13 protein-coding genes are annotated in these 17977 nt (G+C 60.8%); 9 read left to right on the top strand and 4 right to left on the bottom strand.

Annotated features, from left to right (window positions below):
- The first annotated feature begins 23 nt into the window (after positions 1-23).
- Entirely contained in the window at positions 24-1538 is a 1515-nt protein-coding gene (locus BT204_RS10365; RefSeq protein ID WP_054898619.1) for an ABC transporter substrate-binding protein, read from the top strand.
- A 119-nt stretch (positions 1539-1657) separates the two neighbouring features.
- Here BT204_RS10365 and BT204_RS10360 read toward each other — a convergent pair whose 3' ends face one another.
- The 4 genes from BT204_RS10360 to BT204_RS10345 all read right to left on the bottom strand — a co-directional run bounded on the left by BT204_RS10360 (position 1658) and on the right by BT204_RS10345 (position 5346).
- Entirely contained in the window at positions 1658-2398 is a 741-nt protein-coding gene (locus BT204_RS10360) for a YciK family oxidoreductase (RefSeq protein WP_003189758.1), read from the bottom strand.
- A 177-nt stretch (positions 2399-2575) separates the two neighbouring features.
- The gene (gene mupP, locus BT204_RS10355; RefSeq protein ID WP_034135125.1) at positions 2576-3247 is read right to left on the bottom strand and encodes an N-acetylmuramic acid 6-phosphate phosphatase MupP; all 672 of its coding nucleotides are present in this window, start codon (positions 3245-3247) and stop codon (positions 2576-2578) included.
- Positions 3248-3251: 4 nt separating this feature from the next.
- Positions 3252-3950 carry a bifunctional 2-polyprenyl-6-hydroxyphenol methylase/3-demethylubiquinol 3-O-methyltransferase UbiG gene (ubiG, locus tag BT204_RS10350; RefSeq protein WP_003189760.1) on the bottom strand — a complete coding sequence of 233 codons (699 nt, stop codon included), beginning with the start codon at positions 3948-3950 and terminating at the stop codon, positions 3252-3254.
- Positions 3951-4014: 64 nt separating this feature from the next.
- On the bottom strand, positions 4015-5346 hold the full coding sequence (locus BT204_RS10345) for a TRZ/ATZ family hydrolase (protein WP_072446750.1): 1332 nt from the start codon (positions 5344-5346) through the stop codon (positions 4015-4017).
- A gap of 109 nt (positions 5347-5455) precedes the next feature.
- On the opposite strand from BT204_RS10345, the gene mtnA reads away from it, so the two are divergent.
- The 8 genes from mtnA (at position 5456) to rpsA (ending at position 17879) form a co-directional block, all read left to right on the top strand.
- Entirely contained in the window at positions 5456-6526 is a 1071-nt protein-coding gene (gene mtnA, locus BT204_RS10340; protein WP_072446748.1) for an S-methyl-5-thioribose-1-phosphate isomerase, read from the top strand.
- A 423-nt stretch (positions 6527-6949) separates the two neighbouring features.
- Positions 6950-9604: a DNA gyrase subunit A gene (gene gyrA / locus BT204_RS10335; RefSeq protein ID WP_032892792.1), complete on the top strand. Its 2655-nt coding sequence runs from the start codon at positions 6950-6952 to the stop codon at positions 9602-9604.
- A 242-nt stretch (positions 9605-9846) separates the two neighbouring features.
- A complete protein-coding gene (gene serC, locus BT204_RS10330) occupies positions 9847-10932 on the top strand; it encodes a 3-phosphoserine/phosphohydroxythreonine transaminase (protein WP_054921888.1) in 1086 nt (361 codons plus the stop codon).
- Positions 10932-12026: a prephenate dehydratase gene (pheA, locus tag BT204_RS10325; RefSeq protein WP_032902668.1), complete on the top strand. Its 1095-nt coding sequence runs from the start codon at positions 10932-10934 to the stop codon at positions 12024-12026. Before serC ends, pheA begins: the two co-directional genes overlap by 1 nt.
- Before the next feature lie 9 nt (positions 12027-12035).
- Positions 12036-13148 carry a histidinol-phosphate transaminase gene (gene hisC, locus BT204_RS10320; protein ID WP_072446747.1) on the top strand — a complete coding sequence of 371 codons (1113 nt, stop codon included), beginning with the start codon at positions 12036-12038 and terminating at the stop codon, positions 13146-13148.
- 28 nt (positions 13149-13176) lie between these two features.
- Complete coding sequence (locus BT204_RS10315; RefSeq protein WP_233453414.1) at positions 13177-15387, top strand: bifunctional prephenate dehydrogenase/3-phosphoshikimate 1-carboxyvinyltransferase; 2211 nt, start codon at positions 13177-13179, stop codon at positions 15385-15387.
- Positions 15384-16073, top strand: coding sequence for a (d)CMP kinase (gene cmk / locus BT204_RS10310; protein WP_003189772.1), 690 nt, complete (start codon positions 15384-15386; stop codon positions 16071-16073). The genes BT204_RS10315 and cmk overlap by 4 nt, the downstream gene beginning before the upstream one ends.
- Before the next feature lie 120 nt (positions 16074-16193).
- A complete protein-coding gene (gene rpsA / locus BT204_RS10305) occupies positions 16194-17879 on the top strand; it encodes a 30S ribosomal protein S1 (RefSeq protein ID WP_003189774.1) in 1686 nt (561 codons plus the stop codon).
- The last annotated feature ends 98 nt before the right edge of the window (positions 17880-17977 follow it).

The raw sequence follows: 17977 nt of genomic DNA, 5'->3' as shown, positions 1-17977 counted from the left end.
ATTCATTAACAAGGAGTTGTGATATGCACTCGCGCCACTTGAAATTGCTCGCCGCCGCTACCCTCACGGCCTGGTCGCTGACCGCCGGCCTGGCCCATGCCGCCGGTGTGCTCACCATCGGCTGCCGTGAAGACAGCACCACTTTCGACCCGATCAAAAGCGCGCAAAACCGCGACACCTGGGTATTTGCCAACGTCTACGACACCCTGGTGCGCGTGGATAACCTGGGCACCAAGATGGAACCGGGCCTCGCCGAAAGCTGGGACATTTCCAAGGATGGCCTGACCTACACCTTCAAGCTGCGCGAGGCGAAGTTCTCTGACGGCTCGCCGATCACTGCCGCCGACGCCGCGTTCAGCCTGCTGCGCATCCGCGACAACAAGGCCTCGTTGTGGAGCGACCCGTTCAGCCTGATCAACACCGCCACGGCCAGCGATGCCAAGACCCTGGTGGTCACCCTGAAAACCCCGGCTGTGGCCTTCCTCTCGCAACTGGCGTCGCCGACGGTGTCGATCCTGTCGGAAAAAGCCATGACCAAGATGGGCGAAGACGCCTACTCGGAAAACCCGGTGACGTCCGGCGCGTTTACCGTGGACGAGTGGCGCAAGGGCGACCGCGTGATCCTGAAGAAAAACCCGAATTTCTGGCAGGCCGGCAGCGTGAGCCTGGACGGCGTGGAATGGGTGTCGGTGACCGATGACAACACGCGCATGCGCATGGTGCAGAACAACGAACTCGACACGGCGATCTTTGTACCGTTCTCCCGCGTGGAAGAGCTGAAGAAAGACCAGAACGTGGTGATCCACGCCGACCCGTCCACCCGTGAAGATCACCTGTTGATCAACCACGAGCACGGCTTGTTGGCCAAGCCGCAAGTGCGCCAGGCCCTGGACATGGCCATCGACAAGCAATCGCTGGTCAAAGCCGTCACTTACGGTCAAGGCACCGTGGCTTATTCCTACATTCCAAAGGGCTCGCTGTACCACTACGCCAACAACCTGCAACGCCCGTACGACCCGGCCGAAGCCAAGAAGCTGCTGGCCGCTGCGGGTGCCCAGGATTTGAAGCTCAACTACGTGGTCAACGCCGGCAACGAGGCCGACGAGCAGATCGCGGTGATCATCAAGGACCAGCTAGCCAAGGTCGGCGTGACCGCCAACCTGCAGAAAGTCGACCCCACCCAAAGCTGGCAGATGCTGGTGGACGGTGAATACGATATTTCGGTGATGTACTGGACCAACGACATCCTCGACCCCGACCAGAAAACCACCTTCGTACTGGGCCACGACACCAACCAGAACTACATGACCCGCTACAAGAACGACCAGGTCAAGGCATTGGTGGCGGCCGCGCGGATCGAGGCAGACCCGGCCAAGCGTGAGCAAATGTATGTGGAGTTGCAGAAACTGGCCAAGCAGGATGTGAACTGGATTGACCTGTACTACAGCCCGTACATCAACATCTCACGCAAGAACATAAGCAACTTCCTGCAGAACCCGTTGGGGCGCTTCACCCTTGAGGAAGTGGTCAAAAACTGAGTTTTTAACTACACCACAACGCAATGTGGGAGCTGGCTTGCCTGCGATGGCGATGGAATATTCACCACCGCTATCGCAGGCAAGCCAGCTCCCACCTTTGTTTTGCGGTGTGTCAGGGCTTATTGCGCATCGAAGGCCTGGCCATTGATGCCGGCACTGTCGGGTCCCATCAGGTACAGGTACACCGGCATGATCTCTTCCGGCGCCGGCCTTTCCATCGGGTTTTCCCCTGGGTACGCCTGGGCGCGCATGCTGGTGCGGGTGCCGCCCGGGTTGATGCTGTTGGCGCGCACTGCGGCCACATCTTCCAGCTCATCGGCCAGGGTTTGCATCAGCCCCTCGGTGGCGAACTTGGACACGCCATAGGCACCCCAATAAGCACGGCCCTTGCGCCCGACACTGCTGGAGGTGAACACCACCGACGCGTCCTGGGACAGTTTGAGCAGCGGCAGCAAAGTGCTGGTCAGCATGAACATCGCGTTGACGTTGACGTGCATCACCCGCATGAAATTCTCGCCGGACAACTGCTCGATGGGCGTGCGCGGGCCGATGATCGAGGCGTTGTGCAACAGGCCGTCGAGGTGGCCGAATGCCTTTTCGATCATCGCTGCCAGCTCATCGTATTGATGGGGCAGGGCGGTCTCCAGGTTGAACGGGATTACCACCGGCTGTGGGTGGCCCGCGGCTTCGATCTCGTCATACACCTGGGCCAGGTTGGCTTCGGTCTTGCCCAGCAACAGCACGGTGGCGCCATGGGCGGCATAGGTCTTCGCCGCTGCCGCGCCAATCCCGCGACCGGCGCCGGTTACCAGGATGGTCCGGCCTTTGAGCAGTTCTGGCGGTGCAGAGTAATCAAACATAAATAGCCTCGACAAAATTCAAGGTGATACACCACTTGAAGTGGAATCCATTTCCTGTGGGAGCTGGCTTGCCTGCGATGGCGGACTAACTGCCGCCAGATGTGCTGGCTGGCAGGCCGCTATCGCAGGCAAGCCAGCTCCCACATTGATCTCAGCGTTGTTGAGATCTTCGAACAATCAGCAACTGCACAGCGCGTTATCCAGCACCTTGCGCAATTCCAGCGGGTGATCCACCACCACATCCGCGCCCCAGTGGCGGGGGTTGTCATCCGGGTGGATATAGCCATAGGTGACCGCCGCCGTGCGCGTACCCGCGTCGCGGCCGGATTCGATGTCGCGCAGGTCATCGCCCACGAACAGCACGCTGGCCGGGTCCAGGTCGAGCATTTTGCACGCCAGGATCATCGGCTCCGGGTCCGGCTTGCTGTTTTTCACATGGTCCGGGCAGATCAGCACGGCCGAGCGTTCGGCCAGGCCCAGGCGCTGCATGATCGGTTCGGCAAAGCGCACCGGCTTGTTGGTGACCACGCCCCAGATCAGCTTGGCTTTCTCGATGTCTTCCAGCAGTTCGGCCATGCCGTCGAACAGTTTGCTGTGCACCGCGCAGTCCTTGAGGTAGCGCTCCAGGAATTCCTGGCGCAGCTCTTCAAAGCCTGGGGATTCAGGATCCATCGAGAAGGTCACGGCAACCATCGCCCGGGCACCGCCGGAGATTTCATCGCGGATGTGCTGCGGGTTGATCGGTTCCAGGCCGCGGTCGGCGCGCATGGCCTGGCAGATGGCGATAAAGTCCGGCGCGGTATCCAGCAGGGTACCGTCCATGTCGAAGAGAACCGCTCGCAACTTCACAGGCTTACTCCTCGCGCAGGGTCTGGATCATGTAGTTGACGTCAACGTCGTTGGCCAGCTTGTAGTGCTTGGTCAGCGGGTTGTAGGTCAGGCCGATGATGTCCTTGACGGTCAGCCCGGCCTGGCGGCTCCACGCACCCAGCTCGGAAGGGCGGATGAATTTCTTGAAATCATGGGTGCCACGCGGCAGCAGCTTCATGATGTATTCGGCGCCAATGATCGCGAACAGGTAAGCCTTGGGGTTGCGGTTGATGGTGGAGAAGAACACCTGGCCGCCGGGCTTGACCATACGGAAACAGGCGCGGATCACCGAGGACGGGTCCGGCACGTGTTCGAGCATTTCCAGGCAGGTGACCACGTCGAACTGCTCGGGCATTTCCTCGGCCAGGGCTTCGGCGGTGATCTGGCGGTACTCCACGCTCACCCCGGATTCGAGCTGGTGCAACTGGGCCACGGCCAGCGGCGCTTCACCCATGTCGATGCCCATGACGGTGGCGCCGCGCTGGGCCATGGCTTCGCTGAGGATGCCGCCGCCGCAACCGACGTCCAGCACCTTCTTGCCGGCCAGGTTGACGCGCTCGTCAATCCAGTTGACCCGCAGTGGGTTGATATCGTGCAGGGGTTTGAATTCGCTCTCGCGGTCCCACCAGCGGTGAGCCAGGGCTTCAAACTTGGCGATTTCGGCGTGATCGACGTTGCTCATGGTGAATCCTCTGAATCTGATAAGTCAGTGTGTCGCGGCTGAACCCAAGGCTTCAGCCGCGTCGTTATTCGCTGTGCCCGCTGATGCGTTGGCCCCAGGCAATGGCCGTGGCGGTCAACTGTTGTTCATCCATGCGGGTCAATTGCCGGTCGTCGAGCAATGGCTTGCCGGCAACCCAAAGGTGTTTCACGCAATCGCGCCCGGTGGCATATATAAGCTGTGAGACCGGATCGTAGATCGGTTGTTGCGCCAGCCCGGAAAGATCAAAAGCGACGATGTCTGCCGCCTTGCCGACTTCCAGGGAGCCAATCTGGCTGTCCAGGCCCATCGCCCTGGCGCCGTTGAGTGTGGCCATGCGCAGGGCGCGGTGGGCATCCAGCGCAGTGGCCGAGCCGGCCACGGCCTTGGCCAGCATCGCCGCCGTGCGGGTTTCGCCGAGCAAATCCAGGTCATTGTTGCTGGCAGCGCCGTCGGTGCCGATGGCCACGTTGACGCCAGCCTGCCACAAGCGCTCCACCGGGCAAAAGCCGCTGGCCAGTTTCAGGTTCGATTCCGGGCAGTGAATGACGCTGGTGTTACTTTCTACCAGTAAAGCCAGGTCGTCTTCGCTGATTTGGGTCATGTGCACGGCCTGAAAGCGCGGGCCCAGCAGGCCAAGGCGAGCCAGGCGCGCCAATGGCCGCTCGCCGGTCTGCTCGACGGCTTGCTGCACTTCAAAGGCAGTTTCGTGAACGTGCATATGGATCACGGCGTCCAGCTCTTCGGCGATCACCCGGATCTTTTCCAGGTTGGCATCGCACACGGTGTAGGGCGCGTGGGGGCCGAAGGTGATTTTGATGCGCGGGTGGTGCTTGAGGTCGCCGAACAGCTCGATACCCTGGCGAATCGCCTCGTCGGCACTGCTGGCGCCGGGGATCGGGAAGTCGAGGATCGGCAGTGCGATCTGCGCACGCATACCGCTGTTGTGCACGCAGTCACTGGCGACCTTGGGGTAGAAATACATGTCCGAGAAGCAGGTGATGCCGCCCTTGATCTGCTCGGCAATGGCCAGGTTGGTACCGTCACGCACGAACGCTTCATCGACCCACTTGGCTTCGGCGGGCCAGATGTGCTTTTCCAGCCAGGTCATCAGTGGCAAATCGTCGGCCAGGCCGCGGAACAGGCTCATGGCTGCATGGCCGTGTGCATTGACCAGGCCGGGGCTGAGCAGCATGCCGGGCAGTTCACGCACCTCTTGCGCCGCCAGCTTCAACGCCGCGTCCCGTGGCCCGATAAAGGCAATGCAGCCATCGCGGATACCCAGGCCGTGCTCCTTGAGCACCACCCCAGCGGGCTCGACGGGTACCAGCCAGGTCGGCAGCAGCAACAAGTCGAGCGGGGCGGCAGTGGAGGTCATCGCAGGCTTCTTCCCAGGCAGCTATAAAAGAAGGGCGAAGTATACCCGAGCGTCCCGGCTGGCGGATCGCTATAATCGGCGGCTTTTGTTCATGAGTGCGGGGTAAGGGATGCGCGACCGACTGTTGGCTGCAGAGAACGTGAAGGCCATCGAATGGCGTGATGGCGCGCTGCACCTGCTCGACCAGCGTGTTTTGCCGTCCCGGGAGCACTGGGTGGCCTGCGGTACCGTTGAAGCGGTGGCTGACGCCATTCGCACCATGGTGGTGCGGGGCGCACCGGCCATCGGCATCTGCGCTGCCTATGGCTTGGTGCTCGCCGCCCGCGAGCGCATCGCCGAGGGCGGTGACTGGCAGGCCGCGTGGGAAGAAGACTACGCCTTGCTGGCCCACACTCGGCCGACCGCATCGAATTTGTTCTGGGCCTTGCAGCGCATGCGCGACCGCCTGGATCGCCTCAAGCAGGACGCCGACCCGCTGGTGGTGTTGGAGGCCGAAGCCGTCGCGATCCATGAGAGTGATCGGGAAGCCAATGTGGTCATGGCCCAGTTGGGTATGGAGCGGATTCGCAAGCATCAGGGCAATGCCCAGGCGATCCTTACCCATGGCAATGCCGGCGCGTTGGCTTCCGGCGGCGTTGGCACAGCCCTCGGGGTGATTCACGCGGCGTATCTGGAGGGGTTGGTCGAGCAGGTCTATGTCAATGAAACCCGTCCATGGCTGCAAGGCTCGCGTCTGACGGCGTGGGAGTTGGCGAGCCAGGGCATCCCGGTGGCGGTGAATGCCGACTCCGCGGGCGCGCATATCCTCAAGACCAAAGGCGTGACCTGGGTGGTGGTGGGTGCTGACTGTGTTGCGGCCAATGGCGATGTGGTCAGCAAGATCGGCACTTATCAACTGGCCGTCTGTGCCATGCACCATGGCGTGCGCTTTATGGTGGTGGCGTCAAGTTCGACCCTCGATTTGATGATGGCTACGGGGGAGGATGTTGCGCTGCAGCAGCGCGATATGGGTGAGTTGCTTGAGGTTGATGGGCAGCGGTTGGATATCGCGGCGCTTAACCCTGTATTTGATGTGACGCCTGCGGACCTGATTGACGTGATCGTCACCGAAAAAGGCATTGTCGAGCGGCCAGACACTGCCAAACTGGCCAAGTTGATGTGCCGTAAGCGGCTGCATTGAGTGTGTGGGTGCCTGTGGGGGCGCCATCGCAGGCAAGCCAGCTCCCACCTTTAACTGTATTCACAAATCAAAGGTGGGAGCTGGCTTGCCTGCGATTGGCCGTTAAGGTCAATAAAACTGCTGGATCCATCCTCAAAAAATACCACCATCGCGCCTCTGAGCCCCTCTCGTCCCCTTCAAGCCTGTCATCCGTCAAATTACTAGCCTCCATGCGCATCAGGGGGATAGGTGCGTGGCGGCGATTGTGATAACATCCGGCGGTTTCCAGGGCTGCCCCGAGGGGTTGCCTATAACGTGCAGATCCGTGTCATAACTCGTTGATTTGTCGTAAGTCGTTGTCAGGCACCGTGCCGGCAGCGGCGAGCTTCGTTCGTCCCGAATGGATGTGACGAGGTTTCACCCGAAAAAGGAATCAGGCTTCTCATGGGCGAACTGGCCAAAGAAATCCTCCCGGTCAATATCGAAGACGAGCTGAAACAGTCCTACCTCGACTACGCGATGAGCGTAATTGTCGGTCGGGCACTGCCTGATGCGCGCGATGGCTTGAAGCCCGTGCACCGGCGTGTGCTGTTCGCGATGAGCGAGCTGGGTAACGACTGGAACAAGCCGTACAAGAAATCTGCCCGTGTTGTCGGTGACGTGATCGGTAAGTATCACCCTCACGGCGACACTGCGGTGTACGACACCATCGTTCGGATGGCGCAGCCGTTTTCCCTGCGCTACCTGCTGGTAGACGGCCAGGGCAACTTCGGTTCGGTGGACGGCGACAACGCCGCGGCCATGCGATACACCGAAGTGCGCATGACCAAGCTGGCGCACGAGCTGCTGGCCGACCTGCATAAAGAAACCGTGGACTGGGTGCCGAACTACGACGGCACCGAAATGATCCCGGCTGTCATGCCCACCAAGATTCCCAACCTGCTGGTCAACGGTTCCAGCGGTATCGCCGTGGGCATGGCCACCAACATCCCGCCGCACAACCTCGGTGAAGTCATCGACGGTTGCCTGGCCCTTATCGACAACCCTGAGCTGACCGTCGATGAGCTGATGCAATACATCCCGGGCCCGGACTTCCCGACCGCCGCGATCATCAACGGTCGCGCCGGCATCATCGAAGCCTACCGCACTGGCCGCGGGCGCATTTACATGCGTGCCCGCTCGATGATCGAAGACATCGACAAGGTCGGTGGCCGCCAGCAGATCGTCATCACCGAACTCCCTTACCAGCTGAACAAGGCACGCCTGATCGAGAAGATCGCCGAGCTGGTTAAAGAGAAGAAGCTGGAAGGCATCACCGAGCTGCGCGACGAGTCCGACAAGGACGGTATGCGCGTGGTCATCGAGCTGCGCCGCGGCGAAGTGCCCGAGGTGATCCTCAACAACCTCTACGCCCAGACCCAGCTGCAAAGCGTGTTTGGTATCAACGTGGTTGCCCTGATCGACGGCCGCCCGCGCATCCTGAACCTCAAGGACCTGCTGGAAGCCTTCGTGCGTCACCGTCGCGAAGTAGTGACCCGCCGTACCGTGTTCGAACTGCGCAAGGCCCGCGAGCGCGGCCATATCCTGGAAGGCCAGGCGGTTGCGTTGTCGAACATCGACCCGGTGATCGCCCTGATCAAGGCCTCGCCAACCCCGTCGGAAGCCAAGGAAGCGCTGATCAGCACACCTTGGGAATCCAGCGCCGTGGTCGCGATGGTTGAGCGCGCTGGCGCCGACTCGTGCCGCCCCGAGACCCTGGACCCGCAATACGGTCTGCGTGAAGGCAAGTACTTCCTGTCGCCAGAACAGGCCCAGGCCATCCTGGAACTGCGCCTGCACCGCCTGACTGGCCTGGAGCACGAGAAGCTGCTGGCCGAGTATCAGGAGATCCTCAACCAGATCGGCGAGTTGATCCGCATCCTCAGCAGCGCCGTGCGCCTGATGGAAGTGATCCGCGAAGAACTGGAAGTGATCCGCGCCGAATACGGCGACGTGCGCCGCACCGAAATCCTCGATGCGCGCCTGGACCTGACCCTGGGTGACATGATCCCGGAAGAAGAGCGCGTGGTGACCATCTCCCACGGCGGCTATGCCAAGACCCAGCCGCTGGCTGCTTATCAGGCCCAGCGTCGTGGCGGTAAAGGTAAATCGGCTACCGGCGTGAAGGATGAGGACTACATCGCTCACCTGCTGGTCGCCAACAGCCACACCACGCTGCTGCTGTTCTCCAGCAAGGGCAAGGTGTACTGGCTCAAGACTTACGAAATCCCGGAAGCCTCCCGCGCTGCCCGTGGCCGTCCGTTGGTCAACCTGCTGCCGCTGGACAGTGATGAATACATCACCACCATGCTGCCGGTCGAGGAATACACCGAAGGCCACTTCATCTTCATGGCCACCGCCAAAGGTACCGTGAAGAAGACCCCGTTGGAATCCTTCAGCCGTCAACGCAGCGTGGGCCTGATCGCCCTGGAGCTGGATGAAGGCGACGTGCTGATTTCCGCAGCCATCACTGATGGCGAGCGCGAAGTCATGCTGTTCTCCGACGGCGGCAAGGTCACACGTTTCAAGGAATCCGACGTGCGTGCCATGGGCCGTACCGCCCGGGGTGTACGCGGCATGCGCCTGCCGGAAGGGCAGAAGCTGATTTCCATGCTGATCCCGGAAGAAGGCAGCCAGATCCTCACCGCTTCCGAGCGTGGTTATGGCAAGCGTACCGCCATCAGTGAGTTCCCGGAGTACAAGCGTGGCGGCCAGGGCGTGATCGCCATGGTCAGCAACGACCGCAACGGCCGTCTGGTCGGCGCGGTGCAGGTGCTCGATGGCGAGGAGATCATGCTGATTTCCGACCAGGGCACCCTGGTGCGTACCCGTGTGGCGGAAGTGTCGAGCCTGGGCCGTAATACCCAGGGCGTGACCCTGATCAAGCTGGCCAAGGACGAAAAACTGGTCGGCCTGGAGCGTGTGCAGGAGCCTTCGGAAGTCGAAGGTGAAGAACTCGAAGGTGAGGAATTTGAAGGCGAGGTGATCGCAGCTGGCGATGACAACGTTGACGAGCCAACCCTCGACGCTGCCGCAGACGAAGAAGAACCGCAGGAATAAGCGGACACACAGGGGGCGGATGAAGATTCGCCCCCTTGTTGTTTGTCCCGTATGAAATACAGCGCCCTTTGCCTGGACGCGGTCCATGTGGGAGCTGGCTTGCCTGCGATACAGGCGCCTCGGTCATTAAGTGACACCGCGGCGCAGCTATCGCAGGCAAGCCAGCTCCCACAGATGTCCGCTCCAGAACGAGGGCGTTGCTGACATGATTGCAGCCCCACCAGATCAGAGTGAGATTGGATGTGAGCAAGAGAGCCTATAACTTCTGTGCCGGTCCCGCGGCGCTTCCTGAAGCAGTCCTGCAGCGTGCGCAGGGTGAACTCCTCGACTGGCATGGAAAAGGCCTCTCCGTGATGGAAATGAGCCATCGCAGCGATGAGTTCGTGTCTATCGCCAACAAGGCCGAGCAGGACCTGCGCGACCTGCTGGACATCCCATCCAATTACAAAGTGCTGTTCTTGCAGGGTGGTGCGAGCCAGCAGTTCGCCCAGTTACCGCTGAACCTGCTGCCCGAAGGCGGCACTGCCGACTATATCGACACCGGTATCTGGGGGCAGAAGGCCATTGAGGAGGCCTCGCGCTACGGCCATGTCAACGTGGCGGGCACCGCCAAGCCCTACGACTACTTCGCCATTCCCGGTCAGAACGAGTGGAAGCTGACCAAGGACGCGGCCTACGTTCACTACGTCGCGAACGAAACCATCGGCGGCCTGGAATTTGATTGGGTGCCGCAAGTAGGTGACGTTCCGCTGGTGTGCGACATGTCTTCGGACATCCTCTCGCGCCCGATCGACGTGTCCAAGTACGGCATGATCTACGCCGGCGCGCAGAAGAACATCGGCCCGAGCGGCATCCTGGTCAATATCATCCGCGAAGACCTGCTGGGTCGCGCCCGCTCGGTGTGCCCGACCATGCTCAACTACAAGGTCGCGGCCGATAACGGCTCGATGTACAACACCCCGCCGGCGTTTGCCTGGTACCTGTCGGGCCTGGTGTTCGAATGGCTCAAGGAGCAGGGCGGCGTGGCGGCCATGGGCAAGCTCAACGAAGAGAAGAAGCGCGTCCTGTACGACTTTATCGACGCCAGCGGCCTGTACAGCAACCCGATCAACCTCAGCGACCGCTCGTGGATGAACGTGCCGTTCCGCCTGGCCGACGACCGCCTGGACAAGCCGTTCCTGGCCGGCGCCGACGCGCGCGGCCTGCTGAACCTCAAGGGCCACCGCTCGGTGGGTGGCATGCGCGCCTCCATTTATAACGCCGTTGACATCCACGCCATCAATGCGCTGGTTGCCTACATGGCAGAGTTCGAGAAGGAACACGGCTAATGTCTGAGCAAGAACTCAAGGCCCTGCGCGTACGCATTGACAGTCTGGACGAGAAGGTCCTGGAACTGATCAGTGAGCGCGCGCGCTGCGCCCAGGAAGTGGCCCGGGTGAAAATGGCGTCCCTGGCGGAAGGCGAAGTGCCGGTGTTCTACCGGCCCGAGCGTGAAGCCCAGGTGCTCAAGCGTGTGATGGAACGCAACAAGGGCCCGTTGGGCAACGAAGAGATGGCGCGGTTGTTCCGTGAAATCATGTCTTCGTGCCTGGCGCTGGAGCAGCCGCTGAAAGTGGCTTACCTCGGCCCTGAAGGCACCTTCACCCAGGCGGCAGCCATGAAGCACTTCGGCCATGCGGTAATCAGCAAGCCGATGGCGGCCATCGACGAAGTCTTCCGTGAAGTCGCGGCCGGTGCGGTGAATTTTGGCGTGGTGCCAGTGGAAAACTCCACCGAAGGCGCGGTCAACCACACGCTGGACAGCTTCCTCGAACACGACATGGTCATCTGTGGTGAGGTGGAGTTGCGTATCCATCACCACCTGCTGGTGGGTGAAAACACCAAGACCGACAGCATCAGCCGTATCTATTCCCACGCCCAGTCCCTGGCCCAGTGCCGCAAGTGGTTGGACGCCCATTACCCGAATGTAGAGCGCGTTGCGGTGTCCAGCAACGCCGAGGCGGCCAAGCGGGTCAAGGGTGAGTGGAACTCGGCGGCGATTGCCGGCGATATGGCTGCCGGCCTGTACGGCCTGACGCGCCTGGCCGAAAAGATCGAAGATCGCCCGGATAACTCCACGCGCTTTTTGATGATCGGCAGCCAGGAAGTGCCGCCGACCGGCGACGACAAGACCTCGATCATCGTCTCCATGAGCAACAAGCCCGGGGCGCTGCATGAGCTGCTGGTGCCATTCCACGACAACGGGATTGACCTGACGCGCATCGAGACTCGTCCTTCGCGCAGCGGTAAGTGGACCTACGTATTCTTTATCGACTTCATGGGCCATCACCGCGACCCTCTGGTCAAGGGCGTGCTGGAGAAAATCAGTCAGGAAGCCGTGGCACTCAAGGTGCTGGGCTCTTACCCGAAAGCGGTTTTGTGAGGCTTTGACATGAGTGGCAACTTCCTCGCCCTGGCGCAGCCGGGCGTGCAACAACTCTCGCCTTACGTTCCAGGCAAGCCTGTGGACGAACTGGCCCGCGAGTTGAATCTGGACCCGTCCAAAATCGTCAAGCTGGCGAGTAACGAAAACCCGCGGGGCCCGAGCCCCAAAGTGTTGGCGGCGATTCGTGAAGAGCTGGCCGAACTGACCCGTTATCCCGATGGCAACGGTTTTGCGCTCAAGTCTTTGCTGGCGGACAAATGCCGGGTCGAGCTGAACCAGGTGACCCTGGGCAATGGCTCCAACGACATCCTTGAGCTGGTCGCCCGTGCTTACCTGGCGCCAGGCTTGAATGCGGTGTTCAGCGAGCACGCGTTTGCGGTCTACCCGATCGTGACTCAGGCGGTGGGGGCGGATGCTCGCGTGATTCCTGCCAAGGACTGGGGCCATGACTTGCCGGCGATGCTGGCGGCCATCGATGCCCAGACTCGCGTGGTGTTTATCGCCAACCCGAACAACCCGACCGGCACCTGGTTTGACGAGCAGGCACTGAACGAATTCCTGCAGGACGTGCCGGGGCATGTGCTGGTCGTGCTGGACGAAGCCTACATCGAGTACGCCGAAGGCAGCGACCTGCCCGATGGCCTGGATTTCCTCGCGGCCTACCCGAACCTGCTGGTGTCGCGTACGTTCTCCAAGGCTTATGGCCTGGCGTCGTTGCGGGTCGGTTATGGCTTGTCCACCCCCGTGGTAGCCGATGTGCTGAACCGCGTGCGCCAGCCGTTCAACGTTAACAGCCTGGCCCTGGCGGCCGCCTGTGCGGCGGTGCAGGATACCGAATACCTGGAAGAAGGCCGTCGCCTCAACGAAAGCGGCATGCTGCAATTGCAGGAAGGTTTTCGTGAGCTGGGCCTGGGCTGGATTCCGTCCAAGGGCAACTTCATCTGCGTCGACCTCGGCCAGGTGGCTGCGCCGGTGTTCCAGGGCTTGCTGCGCGAGGGCGTGATCGTGCGCCCGGTGGCCAACTACGGCATGCCGAACCATCTGCGTATCACCATCGGTCTGCCGGCTGAGAACAGCCGCTTCCTTGAGGCGTTGGCCAAGGTTCTGGCCCGTGGTTGATGTCACTGCATTGCAACCTGCTGTGCCTATGATCGGTCGCCTGGTGGTGGTCGGCCTGGGGTTGATCGGTGGCTCCTTCGCCAAGGGCCTGCGTGAAAGCGGGCTGTGTGGCGAAGTGGTGGGCGTGGACCTCGACCCGCAGTCGCGCACGTTGGCGGTGGAGTTGGGCGTGGTGGACCGCTGTGAAGCGGACCTGGCCGTTGCGTGCCAGGGCGCGGATGTGATCCAGCTCGCCGTGCCGATCCTTGCCATGGAGAAATTGCTGGCGGTACTGGCTGGTATGGACCTCGGGCAAGCGATTCTTACCGATGTGGGCAGCGCCAAAGGCAACGTGGTGCGTGCGGCACGATTGGCGTTTGGTGGGATGCCGCCGCGCTTTGTGCCGGGCCATCCAATCGCTGGGTCCGAGCAGAGCGGGGTGGAGGCATCCAATGCGCAGCTGTTCCGTCGGCATAAGGTCATCCTGACGCCGCTTGCGCAAACCGATCCCACGGCGTTGGCAGTGGTGGATCGTCTCTGGCGCGAGCTGGGCGCGGATGTAGAGCATATGCAGGTCGAGCGTCACGACGAAGTGTTGGCAGCGACCAGTCACTTGCCGCATCTGCTGGCATTTGGCTTGGTGGATTCGTTGGCCAAGCGCAACGAGAACCTCGAGATTTTCCGCTACGCCGCCGGCGGCTTCCGCGATTTCACGCGGATTGCCGGCAGCGATCCGGTGATGTGGCACGACATCTTCCTCGCCAATCGCGAAGCGGTGTTGCGCACTCTGGACACCTTCCGCAGTGACCTCGACGCCTTGCGCGACGCGGTGGATGCGGGAGACGGCCATCAACTGCTGGGCGTGTTCACCCGTGCGCGGGTGGCGCGTGAACATTTCAGCAAGATCCTCGCGCGCCGGGCCTACATGGAAACCGCAGTGAGCACCGATGACTTGACCTTCATCGCCAGCCCGGGTGGCCGCTTGAGCGGGCGCATCCGCGTGCCGGGTGACAAGTCGATCTCTCATCGCTCGATCATGCTGGGGTCGTTGGCCGAAGGTGTGACCGAGGTGGAGGGCTTCCTTGAGGGTGAAGATGCCCTGGCGACCTTGCAGGCCTTTCGCGACATGGGCGTGGTGATCGAGGGCCCGCACCATGGGCGCGTGACCATTCATGGTGTCGGCCTGCATGGCCTGAAGGCTGCGCCGGGGCCGATCTATGTGGGTAATTCCGGCACATCGATGCGCCTGTTGGCCGGTGTATTGGCGGCGCAGAGCTTTGACAGCGTGCTGACCGGCGATGCCTCGCTGTCCAAGCGCCCGATGAACCGCGTAGCCAAGCCGCTGCGGGAAATGGGCGCGATCATCGAAACCGGGCCGGACGGGCGTCCGCCACTGAGCATTCGTGGTGGGCAGTCGCTCAAAGGCTTGAACTATGTACTGCCCATGGCCAGTGCCCAGGTGAAATCCTGCCTGTTGTTGGCGGGGTTGTACGCGGAGGGTAAAACCTCGGTGACCGAGCCAGCACCGACCCGCGACCATACCGAGCGCATGCTGCGCGGCTTTGGTTACCCGGTGGCGGTGCAGGGCGCGACGGCGTCGCTGGCGTCGGGGCATGGGTTGACCGCTACGCGTATTGAAGTGCCGGGGGATATTTCGTCTTCGGCGTTTTTCCTGGTGGCGGCCTCGATTGCCGAGGGCTCCGAGCTGCTGCTGGAGCATGTCGGTATCAACCCGACCCGCACCGGGGTAATCGATATCCTGCGGCTGATGGGGGCTGATATCACCCTCGAAAATCAGCGCGAGGTGGGCGGCGAGCCGGTTGCGGATCTACGTGTGCGTGCCGCCGCGCTCAAGGGCATCGAAATTCCAGAGGCCCTGGTGCCGTTGGCGATTGATGAGTTCCCTGTGCTGTTTATTGCCGCAGCCTGCGCTCAAGGTCGCACCGTTTTGCGCGGTGCCGAGGAGCTGCGGCTCAAGGAGTCCGACCGTATCCAGGTGATGGCCGACGGTCTGTTGGCCCTGGGCGTGAAGTGTGAACCCACGCCTGATGGGATTATCATTGACGGTGGCCCGATGGGCGGCGGTGAAGTGCATGCCCATGGCGATCATCGGATTGCCATGGCGTTCAGTGTGGCTTCCCTGCGGGCGATGGCGCCTATTCGTATCCTTGACTGCGCCAATGTTGCTACGTCTTTTCCGAACTTTCTGACACTGTGTGCCCAAGTCGGCATCCGTGTTGCCCAAGAGGCTCAATTGTGAATATCAAAGCACCGGTGATTACCATCGACGGGCCTAGCGGCTCGGGTAAAGGCACAATCGCTGGCATTCTGGCTAAGCGCCTGGGGTGGTGCCTGCTGGATTCTGGCGCGCTGTACCGCCTGCTGGCGTTTGCTGCGCACAACCATGGTGTGGACCTGACCAACGAAGAGTTGCTGACGAAACTAGCCGCTCATCTGGATGTGCAGTTCATCGCGGCGACCGAGGGGCAGTTGCAGCGCATCATTCTGGAAGGTGATGAAGTCAGCGATGTGATTCGCACCGAGAGTATCGGCGCGGGCGCCTCCCAAGTGGCTGCGCTGCCCGCCGTGCGCGAGGCGCTGCTGCAGCGCCAGCGCGCATTCCAGGAGGCGCCGGGCCTGGTGGCCGATGGCCGCGACATGGGCACGGTGGTGTTTCCCGAGGCGCCGCTGAAGATTTTCCTGACCGCCAGCGCCGAGGAGCGGGCACGCCGCCGTTACTTGCAGTTGAAGGGCAAAGTCGATGGTGTTAGTCTGTCGAGTCTGCTAGATGAGATCCGTGCACGCGATGAGCGTGATACCCAGCGTGCGGTAGCCCCGCTCAAACCGGCGGCTGACGCCATACAGCTGGATTCCACGGAGCTGTCCATCGAGCAGGTGCTGGAACGCATCATGAGTGAAATCGCCATTCGCGATATCGCCGGGTGATCAAGAAGGCCGCAGGGGACCAGTCATAGTCCTGCGGTGGCTTCTTTTAACTGAAACTGACCCACACCGTCTGGGGTGTGGAGATGGGCGTATTCTTCGCCCTTATCAACAGGAATTAAAATGAGCGAAAGCTTTGCGGAACTCTTTGAAGAAAGCCTAAAAACCCTGAACCTTCAGGCAGGCTCCATCATCACCGGTGTTATCGTTGATATCGATTACCAAGCTCGCTGGGTAACCGTTCACGCTGGTCTGAAGTCTGAAGCTCTGATCCCGCTGGAACAGTTCTACAACGATGCTGGTGACCTGACTATCAATGTCGGTGACGAAGTTCACGTTGCTCTGGACTCGGTTGAAGACGGTTTCGGTGAAACCAAGCTGTCCCGTGAAAAAGCCAAGCGCGCTGAATGCTGGATTGTTCTCGAAGCAGCCTTCGCAGCTGAAGAAGTGGTCAAGGGCGTTATCAACGGTAAGGTTAAAGGCGGCTTCACTGTCGACGTTAACGGCATCCGTGCGTTCCTGCCAGGTTCTTTGGTCGACGTTCGTCCAGTGCGCGACACCACGCACCTGGAAGGCAAAGAACTCGAATTCAAAGTCATCAAGCTCGACCAGAAGCGCAACAACGTTGTCGTTTCCCGTCGCAGCGTGCTGGAAGCAGAGAACTCCGCCGAGCGTGAAGCTCTGCTGGAATCCCTGCAGGAAGGCCAACAAGTCAAAGGTATCGTCAAGAACCTCACCGATTACGGCGCATTCGTCGATCTGGGTGGCGTCGATGGCCTGCTGCACATTACCGACATGGCTTGGAAGCGTATCAAGCATCCTTCCGAAATCGTCAACGTTGGCGACGAGATCGATGTCAAGGTTCTGAAGTACGATCGTGAGCGTAACCGCGTTTCCCTGGGCTTGAAGCAGCTGGGCGAAGATCCATGGGTTGCTATCAAGGCTCGTTACCCAGAAAGCACTCGCGTAACCGCGCGTGTTACCAACCTGACCGACTACGGCTGCTTCGCAGAGCTGGAAGAAGGCGTGGAAGGCCTGGTACACGTTTCCGAAATGGACTGGACCAACAAGAACATCCACCCTTCGAAAGTCGTACAAGTCGGCGACGAAGTGGAAGTTATGGTTCTGGACATCGACGAAGAGCGTCGTCGTATCTCCCTGGGCATCAAGCAGTGCAAATCTAACCCATGGGAAGATTTCTCTGGCCAGTTCAACAAGGGCGATAAAATCTCCGGCACCATCAAGTCGATCACCGATTTCGGTATCTTCATTGGTCTGGACGGCGGCATCGACGGCCTGGTTCACCTGTCCGACATCTCCTGGAACGAAGTTGGCGAAGAAGCTGTTCGTCGTTTCAAGAAGGGCGACGAGCTGGACACCGTTATCCTGTCGGTTGACCCAGAGCGCGAGCGCATCTCCCTGGGTATCAAGCAACTGGAAAGCGATCCGTTCTCCGAGTACGTTCAAGAGAACGACAAAGGCGCCATCGTTAAAGGCACTGTGAAAGAAGTTGACGCCAAAGGCGCCATCATCGTTCTGGCCGACGATATCGAAGCGACTCTGAAAGCCTCCGAAATCAGCCGTGACCGCGTTGAAGACGCGCGCAACGTTCTGAAAGAAGGCCAGGAAGTAGAAGCCAAGATCATCAGCGTTGACCGCAAGAGCCGCGTGATTCAGCTCTCCATCAAGTCGAAAGACGAAGTGGAAGAGAAAGAAGCTATCCAGAGCCTGAAAGAAGCTGCTCCGGAAGCTGCTGCTGACACCACCATGGCGGCACTGCTGCGCCAGGCAATGGCCAAGCAGAACTAAGTTCTGTAAAGCTGTAGAAAAAGGGCGACCTCGGTCGCCCTTTTTTGTGCCTGAAATTTGATGAAGCAACTGCACCGAACGAAGGTGTTCAGCCCAAT

The sequence above is a fragment of the Pseudomonas sp. NFPP02 genome, assembly GCF_900119355.1.
Lineage (GTDB): Bacteria > Pseudomonadota > Gammaproteobacteria > Pseudomonadales > Pseudomonadaceae > Aquipseudomonas > Aquipseudomonas paracarnis.
Note: the sequence above shows the minus strand (reverse complement) of the source record. Positions and strands in the feature narration are given on the sequence as shown.

Bases quoted from the DNA above. Each gene is read 5' to 3' on its own strand.
- BT204_RS10365 (WP_054898619.1), top strand. From the start codon at position 24: ATGCACTCGCGCCACTTGAAATTGCTCGCCGCCGCTACCCTCACGGCC.
- BT204_RS10360 (WP_003189758.1), bottom strand. From the start codon at position 2,398: ATGTTTGATTACTCTGCACCGCCAGAACTGCTCAAAGGCCGGACCATC.
- ubiG (WP_003189760.1), bottom strand. From the start codon at position 3,950: ATGAGCAACGTCGATCACGCCGAAATCGCCAAGTTTGAAGCCCTGGCT.
- BT204_RS10345 (WP_072446750.1), bottom strand. From the start codon at position 5,346: ATGACCTCCACTGCCGCCCCGCTCGACTTGTTGCTGCTGCCGACCTGG.
- mtnA (WP_072446748.1), top strand. From the start codon at position 5,456: ATGCGCGACCGACTGTTGGCTGCAGAGAACGTGAAGGCCATCGAATGG.
- gyrA (WP_032892792.1), top strand. From the start codon at position 6,950: ATGGGCGAACTGGCCAAAGAAATCCTCCCGGTCAATATCGAAGACGAG.
- pheA (WP_032902668.1), top strand. From the start codon at position 10,932: ATGTCTGAGCAAGAACTCAAGGCCCTGCGCGTACGCATTGACAGTCTG.
- hisC (WP_072446747.1), top strand. From the start codon at position 12,036: ATGAGTGGCAACTTCCTCGCCCTGGCGCAGCCGGGCGTGCAACAACTC.
- BT204_RS10315 (WP_233453414.1), top strand. From the start codon at position 13,177: ATGATCGGTCGCCTGGTGGTGGTCGGCCTGGGGTTGATCGGTGGCTCC.
- rpsA (WP_003189774.1), top strand. From the start codon at position 16,194: ATGAGCGAAAGCTTTGCGGAACTCTTTGAAGAAAGCCTAAAAACCCTG.